Consider the following 17,725-nt stretch of genomic DNA (forward strand, 5'->3'; position numbering starts at 1 on the left):
GCGAAAAAAAACGCGGTCCTTGCAGACCGCGTTGTCTTCGCCATCAACCCAGCAACAGGGCGTCGTCCGACAGCTTCTCGCCCCGCACCCGCTCGAACATGGCAAGCAGGTCCGGCACGTCCATGCCCCGGCGCTCGTCGCCGGACACGTCCAGCACGACCTGGCCCTGGTGCAGCATGACCGTGCGGTCGCCGACGTCCAGCGCCTGGCGCATGCTGTGCGTGACCATCATGGTGGTGAGCTTGTTTTCGGCCACGATGCGCGCCGTCAGTTGCAGCACGAAGTCCGCGGTGCGCGGGTCGAGCGCGGCGGTGTGCTCGTCCAGCAGCAGGATGCGCGACGGTTGCAGCGCCGCCATCAACAGGCTGACCGCCTGACGCTGGCCGCCGGACAACAGGCCGATGCGGTCGGTCAGGCGGTTTTCCAGGCCCAGCCCCAGTGTGGCCAGACGCTCGCGAAAGCCGGCTTTCATCGAGGCCTTCACGGCGCGGCTGTAGCCGCGCGATGCGCCGCGCATCTGCGCCAGCGCCATGTTTTCCTCGATGGTCAGGTCTTCGCAGGTGCCCGCCATGGGATCCTGGAACACGCGGGCCACGCTGCCGGCGCGCGCCCACACGGGCTGGCGCGTCACGTCCACGCCATTGATGTCGATGCGGCCGGAATCGACCGGCAGGTCGCCCGACACGGCGTTCAGGAACGTGGACTTGCCCGCGCCGTTGGAACCGATCACGGTCACGAACTGGCCCGACGGGATTTCCAGCGTCAGGCCGCGCAGCGCGCGGGTCTCGATGGGCGTCCCCGCGTTGAAGGTGATTTTCAGGTCTTTTGCGGACAACATATCAGCGCCCCTTCTTGCCGACCAGGCGGCGCTTGAGCATGGGGATGACCAGGGCGATCGTGACGAGCACCGCGGTGACGAGGTTCAGGTCCTGCGCCTTCAGGCCGATGAAATCGCTATTGAGCGCCAGGGCGATGAAGAAGCGGTAGACGATGGCGCCGATGATGACGGCCAGCGTGGCCAGCACCAGCTTGCGCGACGGCAGGATGCTTTCGCCGACGATGACCGCGGCCAGGCCGATCACGATGGTGCCGATGCCCATCGAGATGTCCGATCCGCCCTGCGTCTGCGCAAACAGCGCGCCCGCCAGCGCGACCAGCGCGTTGGACAGCGCCATGCCGCCCAGGATCATGCGGCCGGTGTTCACGCCCTGCGCGCGGGCCATGCGGCCGTTCGAGCCCGTGGCGCGCACCGCCAGGCCGGTCTGTGTGGCAAAGAACCAGTCCAGCGCCAGCTTGCACAGGATGACGATCACGATCAGGATCAACGGGCGGGCGACATAGTCGGAAATCCACGCCGGCTGCAGGATCGTGAAGACGGTGGGTTCGGTGATCAGCGGCACGTTGGGCTTGCCCATGATGCGCAGGTTGATCGAATACAGGGCGATCATCATCAGGATGCTGGCCAAGAGATCCATGATCTTGAGCTTGACGTTCAGCCAGCCCGTGACCAGACCGGCCGCCGCGCCCGCGATGGTGGCGATGATGGTGGCGGAAAACGGATCGGTGCCCGATGCGATCAGCGTCGCACAGACTGCGCCGCCCAGCGGAAAGCTGCCGTCCACGGTCAGGTCCGGGAAGCGCAGCAGGCGAAAGGAGATGAAGACGCCCAAGGCCACCAGGCTGAAGATCAGCCCGATCTCCAGTGCGCCTAACAACGAGAACAATGACATGGGTCAGATCCAATCAAGATAAGAAACGAGCATATTAAAGAAGTGAAACGCGCGATTTCTTGCGTTCACGGGTCAGTTTTACCCGAGCTTTCGCAATAAACGTTTCCCGGCATGGATTTTCTCTCGTTTCCCGCCCACGTGTCTTCCCGCCGGCGGCGCCAGCGGACGTGCGAGACCTGTCAAGGAAGCAACAACGCCGGGCCGCGAACGTCTTGTGAACGCTGCCGCCCTATGGAACATCGGGTAAGCCAGACACCACGAAAAACGCAAGAAAAACCCCGCGCACGCCGGATAGGCATGGCGGGGCCGATATCGCGCCGTATTATTTCACGACCACCGCGGCCGACTTGATCAGCGCGTCGGACAGGGTCACGCCCTGCTTGGCGGCCGCGCCCGGATTCACGTAGAGCTCAAGCTTGGAGCTGGTTTCAGACGGAATCGCGCCGGGCTTCTCGCCCTTCAGGATGCGCACGACGATCTTGCCGGTTTGCACGCCCAGATCGCGGTAGTTGATGCCCAGAGCGGCAATGCCGCCTCGTTTGACGCTGTCGGTGTCCGAAGCGATCAGCGGGATCTTGGCGTCGTTGCCCACCTTGACCAGCGACTCATACGCCGACACGACGTTGTTGTCGGTGTTGGTGTAGATGACGTCGACCTTGCCGATCAGGCTGCGGGCCGCCGAGGCCACGTCCACCGAGCGCGGGGCGGCGGCTTCGACCAGGCTCATGCCCGACTTGGGCAGGATTTCCTGGAGCTTCTTGACGACCACGACCGAGTTGGCCTCGCCCGGGTTGTAGACGATGCCCACGCGCTTGGCGTTGGGCAGGATCTTCTTGATGAGCTCGACTTGCTTGTCCAGGGCCAGCAGATCCGACACGCCGGTCACGTTGGTGCCGGAGGCGTCCATGCTGGACACGAGTTGCGCGGCGACCGGATCGGTCACGGCGGAATACACCACCGGCACGTCCTTGGTGGCGGCAACGACAGCCTGCGCCGACGGCGTGGCGATCGCGACGATGGCGTCCGGGCGGTCGCCGACGAATTTGCGGGCGATCTGGGCGGCGGTGCCGTTGTTGCCCTGAGCGCTTTGATACTGCCACTTCAGGTTCTTGCCCGGCTCGTAGCCGGCTTGCTTGAGGGCGTCCTGCACCCCGTCACGCACGGCGTCCAGCGCCGGATGCTCGACGATGGCGGTCACCGCGACGGACTTTTGCTGCGCGGCGGCCGGCGCGGCGATAGCCATTGCCAGCGCCATCGCGCCAACCGTCAGAAAATGGTGTTTTCCGATCAGCATATGTTTGCTCCTTGAACCCGTGGTATTGCTTGTTGAAGTTGCCGGTGTCTTCATGGCCGCCGCGGGATTTGCCACCCGGGTTTGCCACCCGTTCGGCCAGCCATAAAGCCGTATAGTCTAACGTGCCGCCCACCAAATGGAGTTGGGGGGAATCCCTGTAATGGTGCATGCATAACGGCCTGCCCCGCCACGGGGCAGCGGCGTGAATATACTGACCACCGCCGGGCGAACGCCGTTCATCCCGTTCCGCGCGCCCGGCGACGGCATCCCGAGGCCAGCCATGATCAAACGCGCATTGGGCCGATCCGGCCTGCAGGTTCCCCCGCTCACATTCGGCGGCAACGTCTTCGGCTGGACCGTCGACGAGGCCGGCACCTATTCGCTGCTGGACGCGTTGCTGGACGCCGGCCTGAACTTCATCGACACGGCGGATATGTATTCGCGCTGGGTGCCGGGCAACCAGGGCGGCGAATCCGAATCCCTGATCGGCAAGTGGCTAAAGCGAACGGGCAAGCGCGATCAGGTTCTGATCGCCACCAAGGTTGGCATGGAAATGGGGCCTGGCCAGAAGGGGCTGTCGCCCGCCTATATCCGGCGCTCGCTGGAGGCGTCGCTGGCGCGCCTGCAGACCGACTACGTGGACCTGTACCAATCCCATCAGGACGACCCGGACACGCCGCTGACCGACACCCTGGGCGAATACGCCAAGCAGATGGAAGCCGGCAAGGTGCGCGCGATCGGCGCGTCCAACTACACGGCCGTGCGGCTGTCCGAAGCGCTGATCGCCAGCGAACGGCACAGCCTGCCGCGCTATGAAAGCATCCAGCCCGAGTACAACCTGTACACGCGCGAGCCCTTCGAATCCGGGCTGCAAAGCCTGGTGAAGACCCAGCAGATGGGCACGATCAACTATTTCGCGCTGGCCAGCGGCTTTCTTAGCGGCAAGTACCGCAGCCCCGGCGATGCGGGCAAGAGCGCGCGCGGCAAGAAGATCGTCGAGACCTACCTGAACGACCGCGGCTACCGCATCCTGAAGGCGCTGGACGAGGTGTCCGAGGACGCCGGCTGCACGCCCGCGCAGGCCGCGCTGGCCTGGCAGATCGCGCAGCCGGGCATCACCGCGCCCATTGTCAGCGCCACCTCGCTCGCCCAGCTGGACGAACTGGTCAAGGCCGCCAGCCTGACGCTGACGCACGACCAGCTGGCCCGGCTCAGCCAGGCCAGCGATTGGCGGTAAGGCGCTAGTCCAGCGTGACGCCGGAGTCCTTGACGACCTTGGCCCAGCGCTGGACTTCGCTGTCGACGAACTTGCCGAACTCGGCGCCGGTCAGCGTGGGCACGCCGGTGCCGTTGCCCGCCCAGGTTTCCTTCAGCTTGGGCGTGTTCAGCGCCTTGGTGATCTCGGCGGCCATCCTTTCCGTGGCCTCCTTGGGCGTGCCGGCGGGCGCCCAGATCGCGTACCAGGTCGACACGACGTAGTTCGGCACGCCGGCCTCGGCGGCAGTCGGCACGTCGGGCAGCGACGGCGAACGCTCCGTGGCGGCCACGGCCAGCGGCTTGATCGCGCCGGCGCGGATGTGCCCGGCGGACGAGCCCAGTCCGTCGAAGGCCAGATCCACCTGCCCGCCGATCAGCGCCGACAGCATCGGGCCCGCCCCCTGGTACGGCACGTCCACCAGCTTGACCCCGGTCTGCATGGCGAACAGCTCGCCGGCCAGGTGGTGCGTGCTGCCCTTGCCCGCAGTGCCGAAGTTGATTTCGCCCGGACGCTTCTTGGCGTAGTCGATGAACTCCTGCAAGGTCTTGACCGGCAGCTTGCCGGCATTGATGACGACGACCTGCGGCGGCTGCGCCACCAGGGCGACCGGCACGAAGTCCTTCTGGATGTTGTAGCTCAGGCTCTTGTACAGGGACGGCGCCAGCGCATGGTGCGCCCCGCCCATGAAGAACGTGTAGCCGTCGGGCTTGGCCTTGGCGGCAACGCCGGCGCCCACGGTGCCACCCGCGCCGCCCTTGTTGTCGATGACCACCGTCTGGCCGAGCTGCGTCGTGAGCTGCGCGGCCAGCGGACGGGCGAACGTGTCCGTGCCGCCACCGGCGGGGAACGGAACGATCAGCGTGATGGGGCGTTCGGGCCATTGCGCGGCGGCAACGCCGCCAAAACCCAGGGCTGCCACGGCAAACACGGCCGCGGCGGTGGTGCGATAGTTCATTTTGTCTCCTCTTGCTGCATCGGGGGACGGCGCCTGTTTTTTGGCGTCTCGTCGCTGGAATATCTTTTTCTTCTGAATGCTGAGGGCAGGTCTTCTCGGGGCATTGGATGGGGATGAGTCTCCTTGGATGCGGTAAAAAAATGCCGGTCCCGCAGGGGACCGGCACGATGTGGGGTTATAGCGCCTTGTAGGTGTCGCGCAGCACGTTCTTCTGCACCTTGCCCATGGTGTTGCGGGGCAGCTGGTCGATGATATGCACGCGCTTGGGCACCTTGAAGTTGGCAATGCGCGATTTCAATTCCGCCTGCATCGCCGAGGCGTCCAGCGACGCGCCGTCCTTGGGCACCACCACCGCCACCACGGCCTCGCCGAAGTCGGGATGCGGCACGCCGATCACCGCGGATTCCGACACGCCCGGCATGTCGTCGATCAGCGTCTCGATCTCCTTCGGGTACACGTTGTAGCCGCCCGAGATGATGAGGTCCTTGCTGCGGCCGACGATCGACAGGTAGTCGTCGGGCGCGGCGCGGCCGGCGGACTCGCCGCCCCAACGGCCCACGTCGCCCGTCTTGAACCAGCCATCTTCCGTGAATTCCTCGCGGGTCTTTTCGGGCATGCGCCAGTAGCCCGAGAACACATTGGGGCCGCGCACCTGCACATTGCCGATCTCGCCCGCAGCAAGCGGCTTGCCGGCATCGTCGACCACGCGGACCTGCACGCCGGGCAAGGCGCGCCCGACGGTGCCGGCCAGACGCTCGCCCAGCGCGGGGTCGTAGGGATTGGACGTCAGCATGACGGTCTCGCTCATGCCGTAGCGCTCAAGAATGGGATGGCCGCTGCGTTCCTTGAAGTCCGAGAACGTCTCGGCCAGCAGCGGCGCCGAGCCCGAGATAAAGAGGCGCATGTTGGCGCACACGTCGCGGTTGAATCGCGGATCGGCCAACAGGCGCACGTAGTACGTCGGCACGCCCATCATCACGGTGCTCTGCGGCAGGTAGTGCAGCGCCTGGTCGGCGTCCAGCTTGGGCAGCCAGATCATCCGGGCGCCCGCCAGCAGCGCGCCATGCGAGGCCACGAACAAGCCGTGCACATGGAAGATCGGCAGCATGTGCAGCAGCACGTCGTCCTCGCGCCAGCCCCAGTATTCATGCAGGGTGCGCGCATTGGCCGCCAGGTTGCCGTGCGAGAGCATCGCGCCCTTGCTGCGGCCCGTGGTGCCCGAGGTGTAGAGGATCGCGGCCAGGTCGTCCGGCTTGCGTTGAACCGTCTTGAAGGTTTGCGGCAGGCTGCCGGCGGCCTCCAGCAGCGTGCCGGTGCGGTCCTCGTCCAGCGTGAAGACGTGCGGGCAGCCGGCCTTGTCGGCGGCGCGCTTGACCCAGTCCAGGTTCTTGCTGGCGCACACGACGACGGACGGCTCGGCGTTGCCCAGGAAGTATTCGATCTCGGATTCGCGGTAGGCGGTGTTCAGCGGCAGGTACACCAGGCCCGCGCGCAGCGTGGCCAGGTACAACAGCAGCGCCTCGGGCGACTTCTCGACCTGCACGGCCACACGCGCGCCGTCGGGCAGGTTCAGCGATTGCAGCAGGTTCGCCAGGCACGCGGTCGCGCGTTCGATGTCGTCCCAGGTGTATTGGAGGTCGGGCGTTTCCAGCGCGACTTTGCTGCGGTCTTTGGGAAAGCCGCCTTGCAGGACAGCGTATAGGTTGGCGTTGCTCACCTGTCTAGTCTCCGGAAAAGGAAGGGTCTTCGCCGGCCAGGAAGGCACGCACGCCTTCTCTGTGGTCCCGGCTTTCGGCATAGGAGAAATAATCCTGGTACTCGTCTTCGGTCAAGGCCGCGCCCATGGCGAGCCTGGCGGACAAGCGCTTATTGATGCGGGCGGCCAGCGGCGCGCCCTGGGCGATGCGGTCGGCGCTGCGCCGGGCCGCAGCCGCGACCTCGCCATCGTCGACGATGCGGGTCAACAGGCCCAGGCCGCGCGCCTCGTCGGCGCCGAACACCCGGCCTTCCAGCAGGATGGCCAGCGTCGCCGCCCGGCCGGCCAATGCCAGCAGGCCGCGCATTTCGTCCGGGGCCATCGGAAAGCCCAAGCGGTTGATCGGCACGCCGAAGCGGGCCGATGCGCCGGCGATGCGCAGGTCGCATTGGCTGGCGATTTCAAGACCGCCTCCCACGCACACACCTTCGATCTGGGCGATCACGGGTTGCGGGCATTGCGCCACGGCCTGCAAGGCGGGGGCCAGGATCTCGCGGTGATAACGCTGCACGCCGGCCAGATCGGCGCGCTCGGCGGGAAACTCGCGGATGTCGGCGCCGGCCGCGAAATTGCCGCCCTCGCCGCGCACGATCACGCAGCGCACGGCATCGTCCTGCGCGATGCGCGTGAAGACCTCACGCAGTTCGCGCCACATGCCGACCGTGATCGCGTTCAGGCGTCCCGGATGCGACAGCGTCACCCAGGCCAGATGCCCTTCGCGCTCAAGCCGCACACGGTCTTGGCCTTGGCCATGGCCAGCCACGTTCTCCGTCATGTCCCCTGCCCTCGTTGTTGTTGTTGATGGAATCCGCCGCCGTGTTTCCGGCGGTCAGGCCACGCGCCCCACGCCGCGGCTGATCTGGGGCTTGCCGTCGTTCAGGCGCTGAAGGTTGGTGTCCAGTTCGTCCAGGTCATACAGGTAATTGACCATCATGGCGCACGATTGCTTCAGGCCCTTGGGAGACGTATCCGCCGCCCAGTTCAGCCGCTCGATGCGCGCGCCGTTGCCCAGGTGAAAACGCGCCACCGGGTCCACCGGCAGGCCGTTCTTCATGGTTTGCAGATAGCAGGCCGCCAGCCGGAATCCGGCGCGCTTGACGACGTCGGGCGCCTTGCCCTGCGCGGCCTTGGCCAGCCGCGCGACCCAGCGCTGCCCGTCCGGCACGCCCTCGCGGTTGCGGTCCTTGGCGCGGCTCTTGTCTTCGCGCACGATGGCCTCGACCGCCTGGGCGTCCTGCTTGCCCAGCCAGTCGGTAAAGCCCGGGATGGGCGACAGCGTGGCAAAGGCCTTCAGCTTGGGCAGCTCTTCCAGCAGCTGCTCGACCACGCGCTTGAGCAGGAAGTTGCCGAAACTGATGCCCTTCAGACCGGGCTGCGTGTTCGAAATCGAGTAGAAGATCGCCCAGCGCGCCTTGTCCAGGTCCTGCGGCGGCAGCGTGCTGTCCAGCAGCACCTGCACGTTGTCGGCCATCTGGCTGGCAAACGCCACTTCCACGAAGATCAGCGGCACGCCCGGCATCTGCGGATGGAAATAGGCGTAACAGCGGCGATCGGGCGCGACGCGGTGGCGCAGATCGTCCCAGGACTTGATCTCGTGGACGGCCTCGTAAAGGATCAGCTTTTCCAGCAGCGATGCCGGCGAATCCCAGGTCAGCGGGCGCAGTTCCAGCAGACCCACGTCGAACCAGGCCGACAAGAGGCCTTCCAGTTCCTTATCCAGCGACTGGATGCCCGCCACCTGCTTACGCCAGCGCAGCATGTCGGCGCGCAATTCAACCAGGAAGCGCAGGCCCTGCGGCTGGGCGTTGAAGCGCTTGAAGAGGCGCACGCCTTCGCCGCCCTCGCCCGCATAGGTGGCGCGGATCTGCGCCAGCGCGGCCAGCATCAGGCGGCGGTCCTTGCCGTCGGCTGCCGAGTACTGCTCGCACCAGCGGCGCGCCAGCTTGTTGGCGGCGACGTCGGTCAGACGCGCCTCGAACAGGCGGCGGACTTCCGACTCGCTGGGCAGGCGGCCGCGATCCCACAGCCGGCCCAGCCGGGTGATCAGGCTGGCGCTTTCGGCCGCGGCGGCGGCGTCGACGACATCGGCCTCGGGCTCAGGCGTGCGTGCGCCGCGCGCGGGCGCGAGATTGGCGGGTGCGGACATGGGCGGGCTCCTCGATGACGATGGGATCGGACGGCGCCGCATCGGCGGCGTCTTCGTTGCTGAGAACGCGCAGCGCTTCAAGCTGACGCATCAAATGGGTGTGCGCCAGCGTCTGCGCGGCGTCGGAATCGTGGGCCTTCAGGGCCTCGAAAATGGCCAGGTGTTCGGCGCAGGACTGGTCGATGCGGCCGGGCCGGGACAGGCTGCGATGGCGCGACAGACTCAGGACCTTGCGCAGGTTGCCGACCATGTCGGACAGCCATTGATTGCCGGCCAGCGCCTGAACGGCCTCGTGAATGAGGTAATTGGTCTTGTAGTAGGCGTCGATGCGGCCGGCCTTGGCATGGCCGGCCAGCGCGGCGTGCAGCGGCTCCAGCTCGGCCAGTTGGGCATCGGTGGCCTTGCGCGCGGCCTCGAAGGCGCAGCGCCCTTCCAGCATCGCCATCAGCGGGAAGATATCTTCCAGGTCCTGCGCCGACAGCTCGTTCACGAAGCAGCCGCGGCGCGGCTCCAGCCGCACCAGCCCTTCCGTGGCCAGCACTTTCAGCGCCTCGCGCAGCGGCGTGCGCGAAATGCCCATTTCGCCAGCCAGCCGCAATTCGTCGATCCACTCTCCGTTGCGAAGCGACCGCGCGTGGATCATGCCGCGCAGGCGGTCCGCGACTTCCAGATACAAGGCTTGCCGGACGATGGGATGGTTCATGGGCAGGCGGCGCGGGAAACGCCGTAATTCATAATTATGAATAAGCCGATGATAGACCCGGGGTTGGAGAAAGGTAAACCCCCGGGAGACTCGGGACCTTCCCTAACCCGACGCGACGCGGAACGCAAAAGCTGCCACGCCATCACGGAACACCGCAACCGAGCCGAAATAGGACTGAATTAAGCCTACAATCAGTCCGATCGCGTCTACGATTTTGGAGTGCAACCCATGAAATACTCCACTCAAGTGAAACCTATCTCGTATCTCAAAAGTCACACTGCGGAAATCGTGACCACGCTGACCGAAACTCGTGAGCCCATGCTCATCACGCAGAACGGAGAGGCCAAACTCGTCGTCATGGATGTGCGCAGCTTCGAGGAGCAGGAGCAAGCCATGGCCCTCCTGCAACTGCTGGCGGGCGGCCGAAAAGATATCGAAGAAGGACGCGTCATTCCGGCTACGGATGTATTCGCGCAGATTGAAGCGATGGATCGGGATGATTCGGAATGAACCGAACGGTGGTTTTTCTGAAGACGGCCGCAGAAGATCTTTACGAGATCCGCCGCCATATCAGAAAAAACTTTTCTCAGCAGGTCTGGCTCGACTCATACGCCCGGATCAAAAATGCCATTCTGAATCTCGAACAATTCCCGCACGCCGGGCACTCCCTCCCGGAGCTGCCCGCAACACATTTCCTGCAAATTATCGCGGTCAAGAACCGGGTCATTTATGAAGTTGTCGCGGACAAGGTGTATATCCACCTTATCTGCGATAGCCGACAGGACTTGAAGATCAAACTTGCCCGCCGACCCCTTAGGACGCTGCATCCCTGACTTCAAAAATGCAAAACGCCGTCCACCGCATGCCGCGTCAGCGAACGCGCCCAGCGGCGAGCGGGTAGCCCGTACTTGCCTTCCACCACCTCGGCGCGGGCCAGCAAGTCAGCGGGCGTAATCGCCAGGCTTGGGCCGGAGAAGGCCAACACGATCTGATTGCCGGCCTCGACTTCGGGCAGCAGCACGATGCGGTCATCGAACGCCTTGGACAGGTTGTCGATGTTCTTGCCGAAGCTTTCGTGCCGGCCAAAAAGGTTCACCGCCAGGATGCCGACCTCGCCCAGCACGCGGCGGCAGTCGCGGTAGAACTTCACGCTGTCGCGCACCGGCCCTTCGGCGGCGGCGTCGTACAGGTCCACCATCAGCACGGGGCAGCGCCCGGCGTTCAGCGGGTCGGCCACCCAGGCGCCGGCGTCGGTGTGTTCGACCTGCAGCCGGTTGGCGCCCGGCAGGCGGAAGAACATGTGGCAGGCAGCAGTCACGCGCGGGTTCCACTCCACGGCCAGGAGCGGGCTGCGTGTGTGCTTGGCGCAAAAGCGCGCCAGCGAGCCCGCGCCCAGGCCCAGCATGCCGATGGCCTCTTCCTTGGGCGGCTCCAGGAACAGCAGCCAGGCCATCATCTGCGCCGTGTACTCCAGCACCAGCGCAGACGGATTCTTGATGTGCATCGCGCCCTGCACCCATTCGGTGTTGAAGTGCAGATAGCGCACGCCGTCCACTTCGGAAAGCGTCGGCTGGTCGAGTTCGGAGGGAAAGTTGGATTTGTGCATGGGCGCGATTGTAGGCCCGCGGCCAGCCTCTTCCGCTACGCCGCCGCTTCCCAGATGCGCTCCAGCAGATCGTGGCCTGGCACCTCGGCCTCCAGGCTGGCATCCAGCCGCAACACGCGCTTTAAGTAAAGATGCGCATCGCATTCCCACGTGACTCCCAGCGCGCCGTGGACCTGTATGGCGTTTTGCGCGACGCGCCGGCTGGCCTGCCCGGCCAGCAGCGGCGCGAACAGACAATCGCGCGACGCGGATGCCGCTCCGGTATCCAACGCGGCCGCGGCGGCCCACCCCGCTAGCCGCGCGTCGTCCAGCGCCATCCAGTCCTCGGCCAGACGATGCTTGATTGCCTGGTTGGCGCCGATGGCGCGGCCGAACTGCTGGCGTTCGCGGGCATATGCCGCGGCGATATCCAGCGCCGCCGACGCCGCGCCCAGCATTTCGGCAGCGCGCAACACACGCAACCGCGTGCGCAGAACCTCCCACGTGCCGGGATCGGTTTCGATATCCGCGCTGGCCACGACCTGCGGATTGGCCGCGACCGCGACGGCCATCGTGGGATCCAGGCCGCCGACGCCGCACACGGGCGACAGCAGCATCAGGCGCAATGACGCCGCGCCCGTCTTACGCATGGCCAGTGCGCGCACGTCGTCGCACGCGCCTTCGATGAAGGCCGACCCGTCGGGACGCAAGGCCGCGTCGGCATACCAGGTGTCACCCGCCATCATGTCGCCGGCCCACCCGGCGGGCACGCCCCGCGCCTGGCACAGCGTGGGCAGCAACGCCATGTTGGCCACGAGCGGCAGGCTCAGCAGATGACGGCCCGCCTCCTCGGCCACGATCCAGGCCTCGCGCATGCCCAACCCCAGCCCGCCATGGCTCTCGGGCGCAAGCAAGGCCGGCCAGCCCTGCTCCGCCAGGTCGCGCCACAGGGCGTGGCGCGCCGCCGCGTCCTGCCCGATTGCGGCGCGCGCCACGGCCACGGGATGGCGCTGCGACAGGAAACGTTGCGCGGCATCGCGCAACATGCGCTGGTCTTCACTGAGATGCAGATTCATGAGGCGTCAGGCCTTGGGCAGGCCGAGCATCTGCTCGGCAATGATGTTGCGCTGGATCTCGGACGTGCCGGCCAAAATGGTTTCGGCGCGCGACCATAGATAAGCGTGCGTCAGTTGTGCGGCGCGCGCATCGGGGGCGTCCACGCCCAGGCTGGCGTCTTCGCCCAGCAGTTGCAGGGACAGCTCGAGCAGACGCTGGTGCGCCTCGCTCCAGTGGATCTTGGTGGACGACCCTTCCGGTCCAGGGGGATCGCCGCGCATCGCGCCCGCCAGCGCGCGCTGTGACTTGAGCGCCAGCACATGGCTGTCGGCGGCCAGCCGCGCCCAGCGGTGGCGCAGCGGCGCCGACGAGGCGGGCGTGCGCCCGTGAGCGTCGGGCTGCAAGGCCAGCTCGCGCACCTGCCGCAGTTCTTGCGCAAAGCGCACGAGCCGAGGAATGAAATACGTGCCGCGCTCGAAGCTGGCGGCGGCCATGGCGATTCGCCAGCCCTGGTTCAATTCGCCCAGCAGCGCGTCCTGCGGCACAAAGACGTCATCGAAGAACACCTCGCAGAATTCGGCCTCGCCCGTGATCTGCCGGATGGGTTCCACGCGCACGCCCGCGCTGCGCATGTCCACCAGCAGGAAGCTCAACCCCTTGTGCCTGGGCGCGTCGGGATCGGTGCGCGCCAGCACGAAGCACCACTGCGCCCGGTCCGCGAACGACGTCCAGATCTTGTGGCCGTTCAGGCGAAAGCCGCCCGGCTCGGCCTGCGCCCGCGTGCGCACGGCAGCCAGGTCGGACCCCGCGCCCGGCTCCGAATAGCCCTGGCACCACACCTCGCGGTTCGTCAGGATGCCGGGCAGAAAGCGCTGCTTCTGCGCCTCGGTGCCAAAATGCAGCACGGTGGGCGCCAGGATGCCGTGGCCGATCAGGTTCACACCCAGTGGCGCGCCGCAACGGGCGTGCTCTTCATGAAAGACCGCCTGGCGCGACAAGGGCAGCGCCTTGCCGCCGTAAGCCTGCGGCCAGCCCAGCCCGGACCAGCCGTTTGCGCACAACGTGTCTTCCCAGGCACGCCGGTAGTCCAGGTTGCGCGGATCGGCGCCGCCGGGCCACGACCGCGCAAAGCCGGCGTAGGCCGCGTCGAGCCACCGGCGCAGGTCGCGCCGGAACGCTTCGTCTTCCTGCGCCGCGCCGTCCTGCGCGGCGGTTTCCAGCATCGTCATGCGGTCACTCCAGCCGGATGTTCGAGTCACGCGCGACCTTGGCCCACGTCGCCACATCCTGCTGGATGAACGCGCCGAAGGCCTTGGGGTCGCTGCCGATGATGTCCAGCCCCAGACCCACGAACTGCTTTTTGACCTCGGGCTGCTGCAGGATCTGCGCGATGTTCTGGTAGAGCTTGTCGATCACCGGCTGCGGCGTGCGCGCCGGCGCCACCAGGCCCAGCCACGGCATGGCCGAATAACCAGGCAGGCCGGAGGCGTCCACCGTCGGCAACTCAGGCACCGAGGCCGACGGCTTGGCGGTCGTGACCGCCAGGGCGCGCAGCTTGCCGTCCTTGACGAAGGGGCCGGACGATGCCCACGCATCGAACATCACCTGCAGGCGTCCGGCCACCAGATCGTTGAGCGCCGGCGCACTGCCCTTGTACGGAATGTGCGCCATCTGGACCCCGGCCATGCTGTTGAAAAGCTCGGCCTCCAGGTGCGTCGAACTGCCCGTGCCGACCGAGCCGTAGCTGACCTTGCCCGGATTGGCCTTCAGGTAGGCGATGAGCTCGCCAACGTTCTTGGCCGGCACCGACGGATGAACGCCCAGCACGTGCACCACCGACGCCACCTGCGAGATCGGCGCAAAGTCCTTGATCGGGTCGTAGTTGACCTTGGCGTAGATGCTGGGCGCGATTCCCAGCGAGGACGCGGCCATCAGCAACGTGTAGCCGTCCGGTTCGGCGCGCGAGACATAGTCGGACGCGATCATCGTGCCGCCGCCCGGCTTGTTCTCCACGATCACCGGCTGGCCCAGCCTGCCGCTCAGTTTTTCCGCCAGCAGGCGGCTCATGATGTCGGTCGCGCCGCCAGGCGAGAACGGCACCACGATGCGCACGGGGCGGCTGGGGTAGTTGTCCTGGGCGTGGGCGGCGCCGGTGATGCCCATGCAAGCCAGTGCGACGCTGGCCAATGCTCTCTTGATCATGCTTGTCTCCTCCTGGGGGGGGTGCGCGATCGCGCTACGGGGTTGCGGGCAGGATCAGGGCGTCCAGCACCGCGACGCCCTGCCCTGCCTCTTTGATAAGCAGTGGGTTCACTTCGATCTGAGACACGTGCGCGGGCGCGGCCAGCAAGGCGTTGCCGATCGCCACGATGCGCTGGCACGCCGCCGCCACGTCGCCGCGCGGCTTGCCGCGAAAGCCGTCCAGCAACGCAAACGCCTTGAGTTCGCGCAACATCTGCAAGGCGATGTCCTCGTCCACCGGCAAGAGGCGGTGGCTGGTGTCCTGGTAGATCTCGGTCAGCACGCCACCCAGCCCCACGGTCAGCACGGGCCCGAAGACCGGATCGCGCGTGGCGCCGACGATGATCTCGGCGACGCCACGTTCCATTTTCTGGACCATCACGCCGTCGATGCGCGCGCCCGGCTGCGCACGGGCCGCCGCCCGCGTCACGTCCGCCCAGGCCGCGCGCACCGCCTCGTCGTCCGCCAGGTTCAGCGCAACGCCGCCAGCTTCGGTCTTGTGGGCAATGTCGGGACTCAGGATTTTCACGGCGACGGGATAGCCCACGCGGCGCGCGTCGCGCACCGCCTCGTCCGCGCTGCGCGCCACCCCGGTGGCAGCCTCGGGTACGCCAAACGCGGCCACGTAGGCGCGCGCCTGCGCCTCGTTGCACGGCAAGGCCGGCACGGCCACCGTGTCCAATACCGGTTGATCCGCCTGGCGCCGGGTGGCGCGGGCGTCGCACCACAACAGATAGGGCGCCAGCGCGGCCACGGCCAGACCAAGGTCCTCGAACACCGCCACTTCGGCCTCGCGCAGCGCCGCGCGGCTTTGCGCCAGGCCCGTGTCGATGGCCACGAACAAACGCCGGTGCTGGCGCGATGCCTCGGCCAGCGCGTCGGCCATGCGGTCAAGCATGTAGCCGGGCGCATACACGACCACCGCGTCGATGGCGTCCGACGTGCCCAGCGCCTGGAGCACGGTGCGCACGAACGCCGGATCGTTGACCACATTGCCGGTGACGTCCACCGGATTGCCCACCATGCCGTAGTCGGGAATTCCTCCGCGCAGCACCTCCTGCAGGTCCGGCGGCAAATCGGGCAACGACAGCCCCGCACCGATGAACTTGTCAGCCAGGATGGCGCCCAGCGCACCCGACATCGTCAACACAGCCACGCGCTTGCCCGCCGCGCGGTGCCGAAGCCTCGCCAGGCTGGCCAGATGCGCCATCTGCGCGAAGTCCGTGGCCTCGATGACGTTCAGTTGCCGGAACGCCGCCGCATACACGCGGCGATCGCCGGCCAGCGCAGATGTGTGCGACTGCACCGCCTGCGCGCCTTTGTCGGTGGCGCCCGCTTTCAGCGCGATCAGCAGCTTGCCGCGCCGCTCGAGTTCGCGGCACGCCCGCACGAAGCGGCCGCCATCGCGCAGCTGTTCGATGTAGCCCAGCACGATCTCGGTCTGCGGATCGGCCGCCAGATATTCCAGATACTGCGAAAAATCCAGGCAGGCCTCGTTGCCCGTGTTGATGAAGTGCGAGAACGGCAGCCCCACACGGCGCGCGATGGCGTACACCGCGGCGCACACGTTGCCGCTCTGCGTCAGCAGGCTGACCGACCCCGGCCCGTCCTGCGCGGGCGCAGTCTTGAACACCGAGGCAAAGGCGGTGTGCGCCTGCGTATTCAGGTTCGCAAACCCCATGCAGTTCGGGCCGGCAACCGCCATGCCGCTTTCCGCCACAAAGGCTTCCAGCTCGGCCTGCAGGCGCGCGCCCTCGCCGCCCGCCTCGGCAAACCCCGCGGCATAGACGATGGCAGCGGGAATGCCCTTGGCGTGACAGCGGCGCAGCATGGGCGTCACCTCCGCCGCCGCGATGGCCAGCACCGCCAGGTCCACCGGCTCGGGCACGGCTTCGATGTCAGGCCAGCAACGCAGGCCAAACACTTCCTGGTACTTCGGGTTGACGGGATAGATGCCGCCCTCAAAGCCGAAGCGGGTCAGCAATTCGAGCGGCATGCCGCCGATCCTGCCGGGATTGCCGCTGGCGCCGATCATGGCGATTGATCGGGGATTAAGCAACGGTTCAAGGCGGGACGTCATGCGGTTTCACCCGTCTTTCCCGAGACCGCGCCGGACTGTCCGGCCGCCTCGTGCGCATCGCGCGCAGGCAGGTCCTTGTTGCGCTGGATGGCCTGGGCCAGGCCGCGCTGGCGCACCGCCTGGAATTCCTCGGTAAGGTGAGAAAGCTGATGCGTGTCGAAATGCGCCGACAAGGCCGTGCGAAAGCCCTGCGCGTCGGCCGTGCGATTGAGCGAACGCTTCAGGAGGCGCAGCCCGAAGGGCGGCGCCTGCGCAATGCGCTGCGCCAGGCCAAGCGTCGCAGCCTCCAGCTCCGCCTCGGGCACCACCCGGTTGACCATGCCGATGCGCAGCGCTTCCTCGGCGCCGACCTTTTCGCCGGTGTAGAGCATTTCCTTGGCCTTGCGCAGCCCCATCACCCAGGGATGGATCAGCACCTCGGTGGCGGCCGCGGCCAGGGTATGCCCCACCGGGTCAGAAAAGTACGCAGTGTCGGCGCACACCACCAAGTCGCACATGTTGGCGATCATGAAGCCGCCGGCCACGCACGCGCCCTGCACCTGCGCCACGACGGGCTTCGGAAAGTCCCAGATGCGCAGGCAATAGCCGTAGTAGCGGCGCGACTCATAAGCCCAGCGTTCCTCGACGGTAAAGTCCGCGCGCTTGGCCTGCGCTTCCTTCAGGTCGTGCCCGGCCGAAAAATGCGCGCCGCGGCCGGCCAGGATCACCACCCGGATTTCGTCGTCGTCTTCAGCACGCGCCAGCGCGTGGTCCAGCTCGTCCAGCATCTGCTGGCTTTGCGCGTTGCGCGCGGATTCGCGGGCCAGGCTGATGCGGCATACCGCGTCAAACCGTTCGACGGCCAGGGTGGCGTATTCCATGGTCTCCTCGTCCTTGTAATGCCGCGCCATCGAATGCGGCGCGATCGGCTGGATTGAATTA

17 protein-coding genes are annotated in these 17,725 nt (G+C 66.6%); 3 read left to right on the top strand and 14 right to left on the bottom strand.

Features of this window, described 5'->3' with window-relative positions; genetic code table 11:
• Window positions 1-43 precede the first annotated feature (43 nt).
• The 3 genes from V6V88_RS17880 to V6V88_RS17890 all read right to left on the bottom strand — a co-directional run bounded on the left by V6V88_RS17880 (window position 44) and on the right by V6V88_RS17890 (window position 3,024).
• Window positions 44-838, bottom strand: coding sequence for an ABC transporter ATP-binding protein (locus V6V88_RS17880; RefSeq protein ID WP_056323852.1), 795 nt, complete (start codon window positions 836-838; stop codon window positions 44-46).
• 1 nt (window position 839) lies between these two features.
• A complete protein-coding gene (locus V6V88_RS17885) occupies window positions 840-1,730 on the bottom strand; it encodes an ABC transporter permease (RefSeq protein WP_056323849.1) in 891 nt (296 codons plus the stop codon).
• 322 nt (window positions 1,731-2,052) lie between these two features.
• Window positions 2,053-3,024, bottom strand: a complete 972-nt coding sequence (locus tag V6V88_RS17890; RefSeq protein WP_056323846.1) for an ABC transporter substrate-binding protein — start codon at window positions 3,022-3,024, stop codon at window positions 2,053-2,055.
• Between the two features lie 280 nt (window positions 3,025-3,304).
• Between V6V88_RS17890 and V6V88_RS17895 the strand changes: the two genes are divergently transcribed.
• Window positions 3,305-4,261 (top strand): aldo/keto reductase, encoded by a 957-nt coding sequence (locus tag V6V88_RS17895; RefSeq protein ID WP_223576174.1) that lies wholly within the window; start codon window positions 3,305-3,307, stop codon window positions 4,259-4,261.
• Window positions 4,262-4,265: 4 nt separating this feature from the next.
• On the opposite strand, the gene V6V88_RS17900 is transcribed toward V6V88_RS17895, so the two are convergent.
• From V6V88_RS17900 to V6V88_RS17920, 5 genes are all read right to left on the bottom strand, one after another.
• A complete protein-coding gene (locus V6V88_RS17900; RefSeq protein ID WP_056323841.1) occupies window positions 4,266-5,237 on the bottom strand; it encodes a tripartite tricarboxylate transporter substrate binding protein in 972 nt (323 codons plus the stop codon).
• A 175-nt stretch (window positions 5,238-5,412) separates the two neighbouring features.
• Entirely contained in the window at window positions 5,413-6,954 is a 1,542-nt protein-coding gene (locus tag V6V88_RS17905) for a malonyl-CoA synthase (protein ID WP_175155875.1), read from the bottom strand.
• A gap of 4 nt (window positions 6,955-6,958) precedes the next feature.
• Window positions 6,959-7,768 (bottom strand): enoyl-CoA hydratase/isomerase family protein, encoded by an 810-nt coding sequence (locus V6V88_RS17910; RefSeq protein WP_223576175.1) that lies wholly within the window; start codon window positions 7,766-7,768, stop codon window positions 6,959-6,961.
• Between the two features lie 54 nt (window positions 7,769-7,822).
• The gene (locus V6V88_RS17915) at window positions 7,823-9,139 is read right to left on the bottom strand and encodes a malonyl-CoA decarboxylase family protein (RefSeq protein ID WP_223576176.1); all 1,317 of its coding nucleotides are present in this window, start codon (window positions 9,137-9,139) and stop codon (window positions 7,823-7,825) included.
• On the bottom strand, window positions 9,090-9,842 hold the full coding sequence (locus V6V88_RS17920) for a GntR family transcriptional regulator (protein WP_056323830.1): 753 nt from the start codon (window positions 9,840-9,842) through the stop codon (window positions 9,090-9,092). Before V6V88_RS17920 ends, V6V88_RS17915 begins: the two co-directional genes overlap by 50 nt.
• Before the next feature lie 228 nt (window positions 9,843-10,070).
• Between V6V88_RS17920 and V6V88_RS17925 the strand changes: the two genes are divergently transcribed.
• Complete coding sequence (locus tag V6V88_RS17925; RefSeq protein ID WP_063956328.1) at window positions 10,071-10,352, top strand: type II toxin-antitoxin system Phd/YefM family antitoxin; 282 nt, start codon at window positions 10,071-10,073, stop codon at window positions 10,350-10,352.
• Window positions 10,349-10,675, top strand: a complete 327-nt coding sequence (locus tag V6V88_RS17930; RefSeq protein ID WP_223576177.1) for a type II toxin-antitoxin system RelE/ParE family toxin — start codon at window positions 10,349-10,351, stop codon at window positions 10,673-10,675. Before V6V88_RS17925 ends, V6V88_RS17930 begins: the two co-directional genes overlap by 4 nt.
• Before the next feature lie 2 nt (window positions 10,676-10,677).
• On the opposite strand, the gene V6V88_RS17935 is transcribed toward V6V88_RS17930, so the two are convergent.
• From V6V88_RS17935 to V6V88_RS17960, 6 genes are read right to left on the bottom strand one after another with little or no spacing between them, the layout of a single operon-like run.
• Complete coding sequence (locus tag V6V88_RS17935) at window positions 10,678-11,448, bottom strand: spermidine synthase (RefSeq protein WP_152384932.1); 771 nt, start codon at window positions 11,446-11,448, stop codon at window positions 10,678-10,680.
• Window positions 11,449-11,483: 35 nt separating this feature from the next.
• Complete coding sequence (locus tag V6V88_RS17940) at window positions 11,484-12,503, bottom strand: acyl-CoA dehydrogenase family protein (protein WP_223576178.1); 1,020 nt, start codon at window positions 12,501-12,503, stop codon at window positions 11,484-11,486.
• 6 nt (window positions 12,504-12,509) lie between these two features.
• On the bottom strand, window positions 12,510-13,712 hold the full coding sequence (locus tag V6V88_RS17945; RefSeq protein ID WP_223576179.1) for an acyl-CoA dehydrogenase family protein: 1,203 nt from the start codon (window positions 13,710-13,712) through the stop codon (window positions 12,510-12,512).
• Window positions 13,713-13,716: 4 nt separating this feature from the next.
• Window positions 13,717-14,685 carry a tripartite tricarboxylate transporter substrate binding protein gene (locus V6V88_RS17950; protein WP_223576180.1) on the bottom strand — a complete coding sequence of 323 codons (969 nt, stop codon included), beginning with the start codon at window positions 14,683-14,685 and terminating at the stop codon, window positions 13,717-13,719.
• A gap of 34 nt (window positions 14,686-14,719) precedes the next feature.
• A complete protein-coding gene (locus V6V88_RS17955) occupies window positions 14,720-16,804 on the bottom strand; it encodes an acetate--CoA ligase family protein (protein ID WP_338615854.1) in 2,085 nt (694 codons plus the stop codon).
• A complete protein-coding gene (locus V6V88_RS17960) occupies window positions 16,801-17,664 on the bottom strand; it encodes an enoyl-CoA hydratase (protein WP_338615856.1) in 864 nt (287 codons plus the stop codon). The genes V6V88_RS17955 and V6V88_RS17960 overlap by 4 nt, the downstream gene beginning before the upstream one ends.
• Window positions 17,665-17,725: the final 61 nt, after the last annotated feature.

The sequence above is a fragment of the Achromobacter sp. E1 genome (genome assembly GCF_037039475.1).
Classification (GTDB): domain Bacteria; phylum Pseudomonadota; class Gammaproteobacteria; order Burkholderiales; family Burkholderiaceae_B; genus Achromobacter; species Achromobacter mucicolens.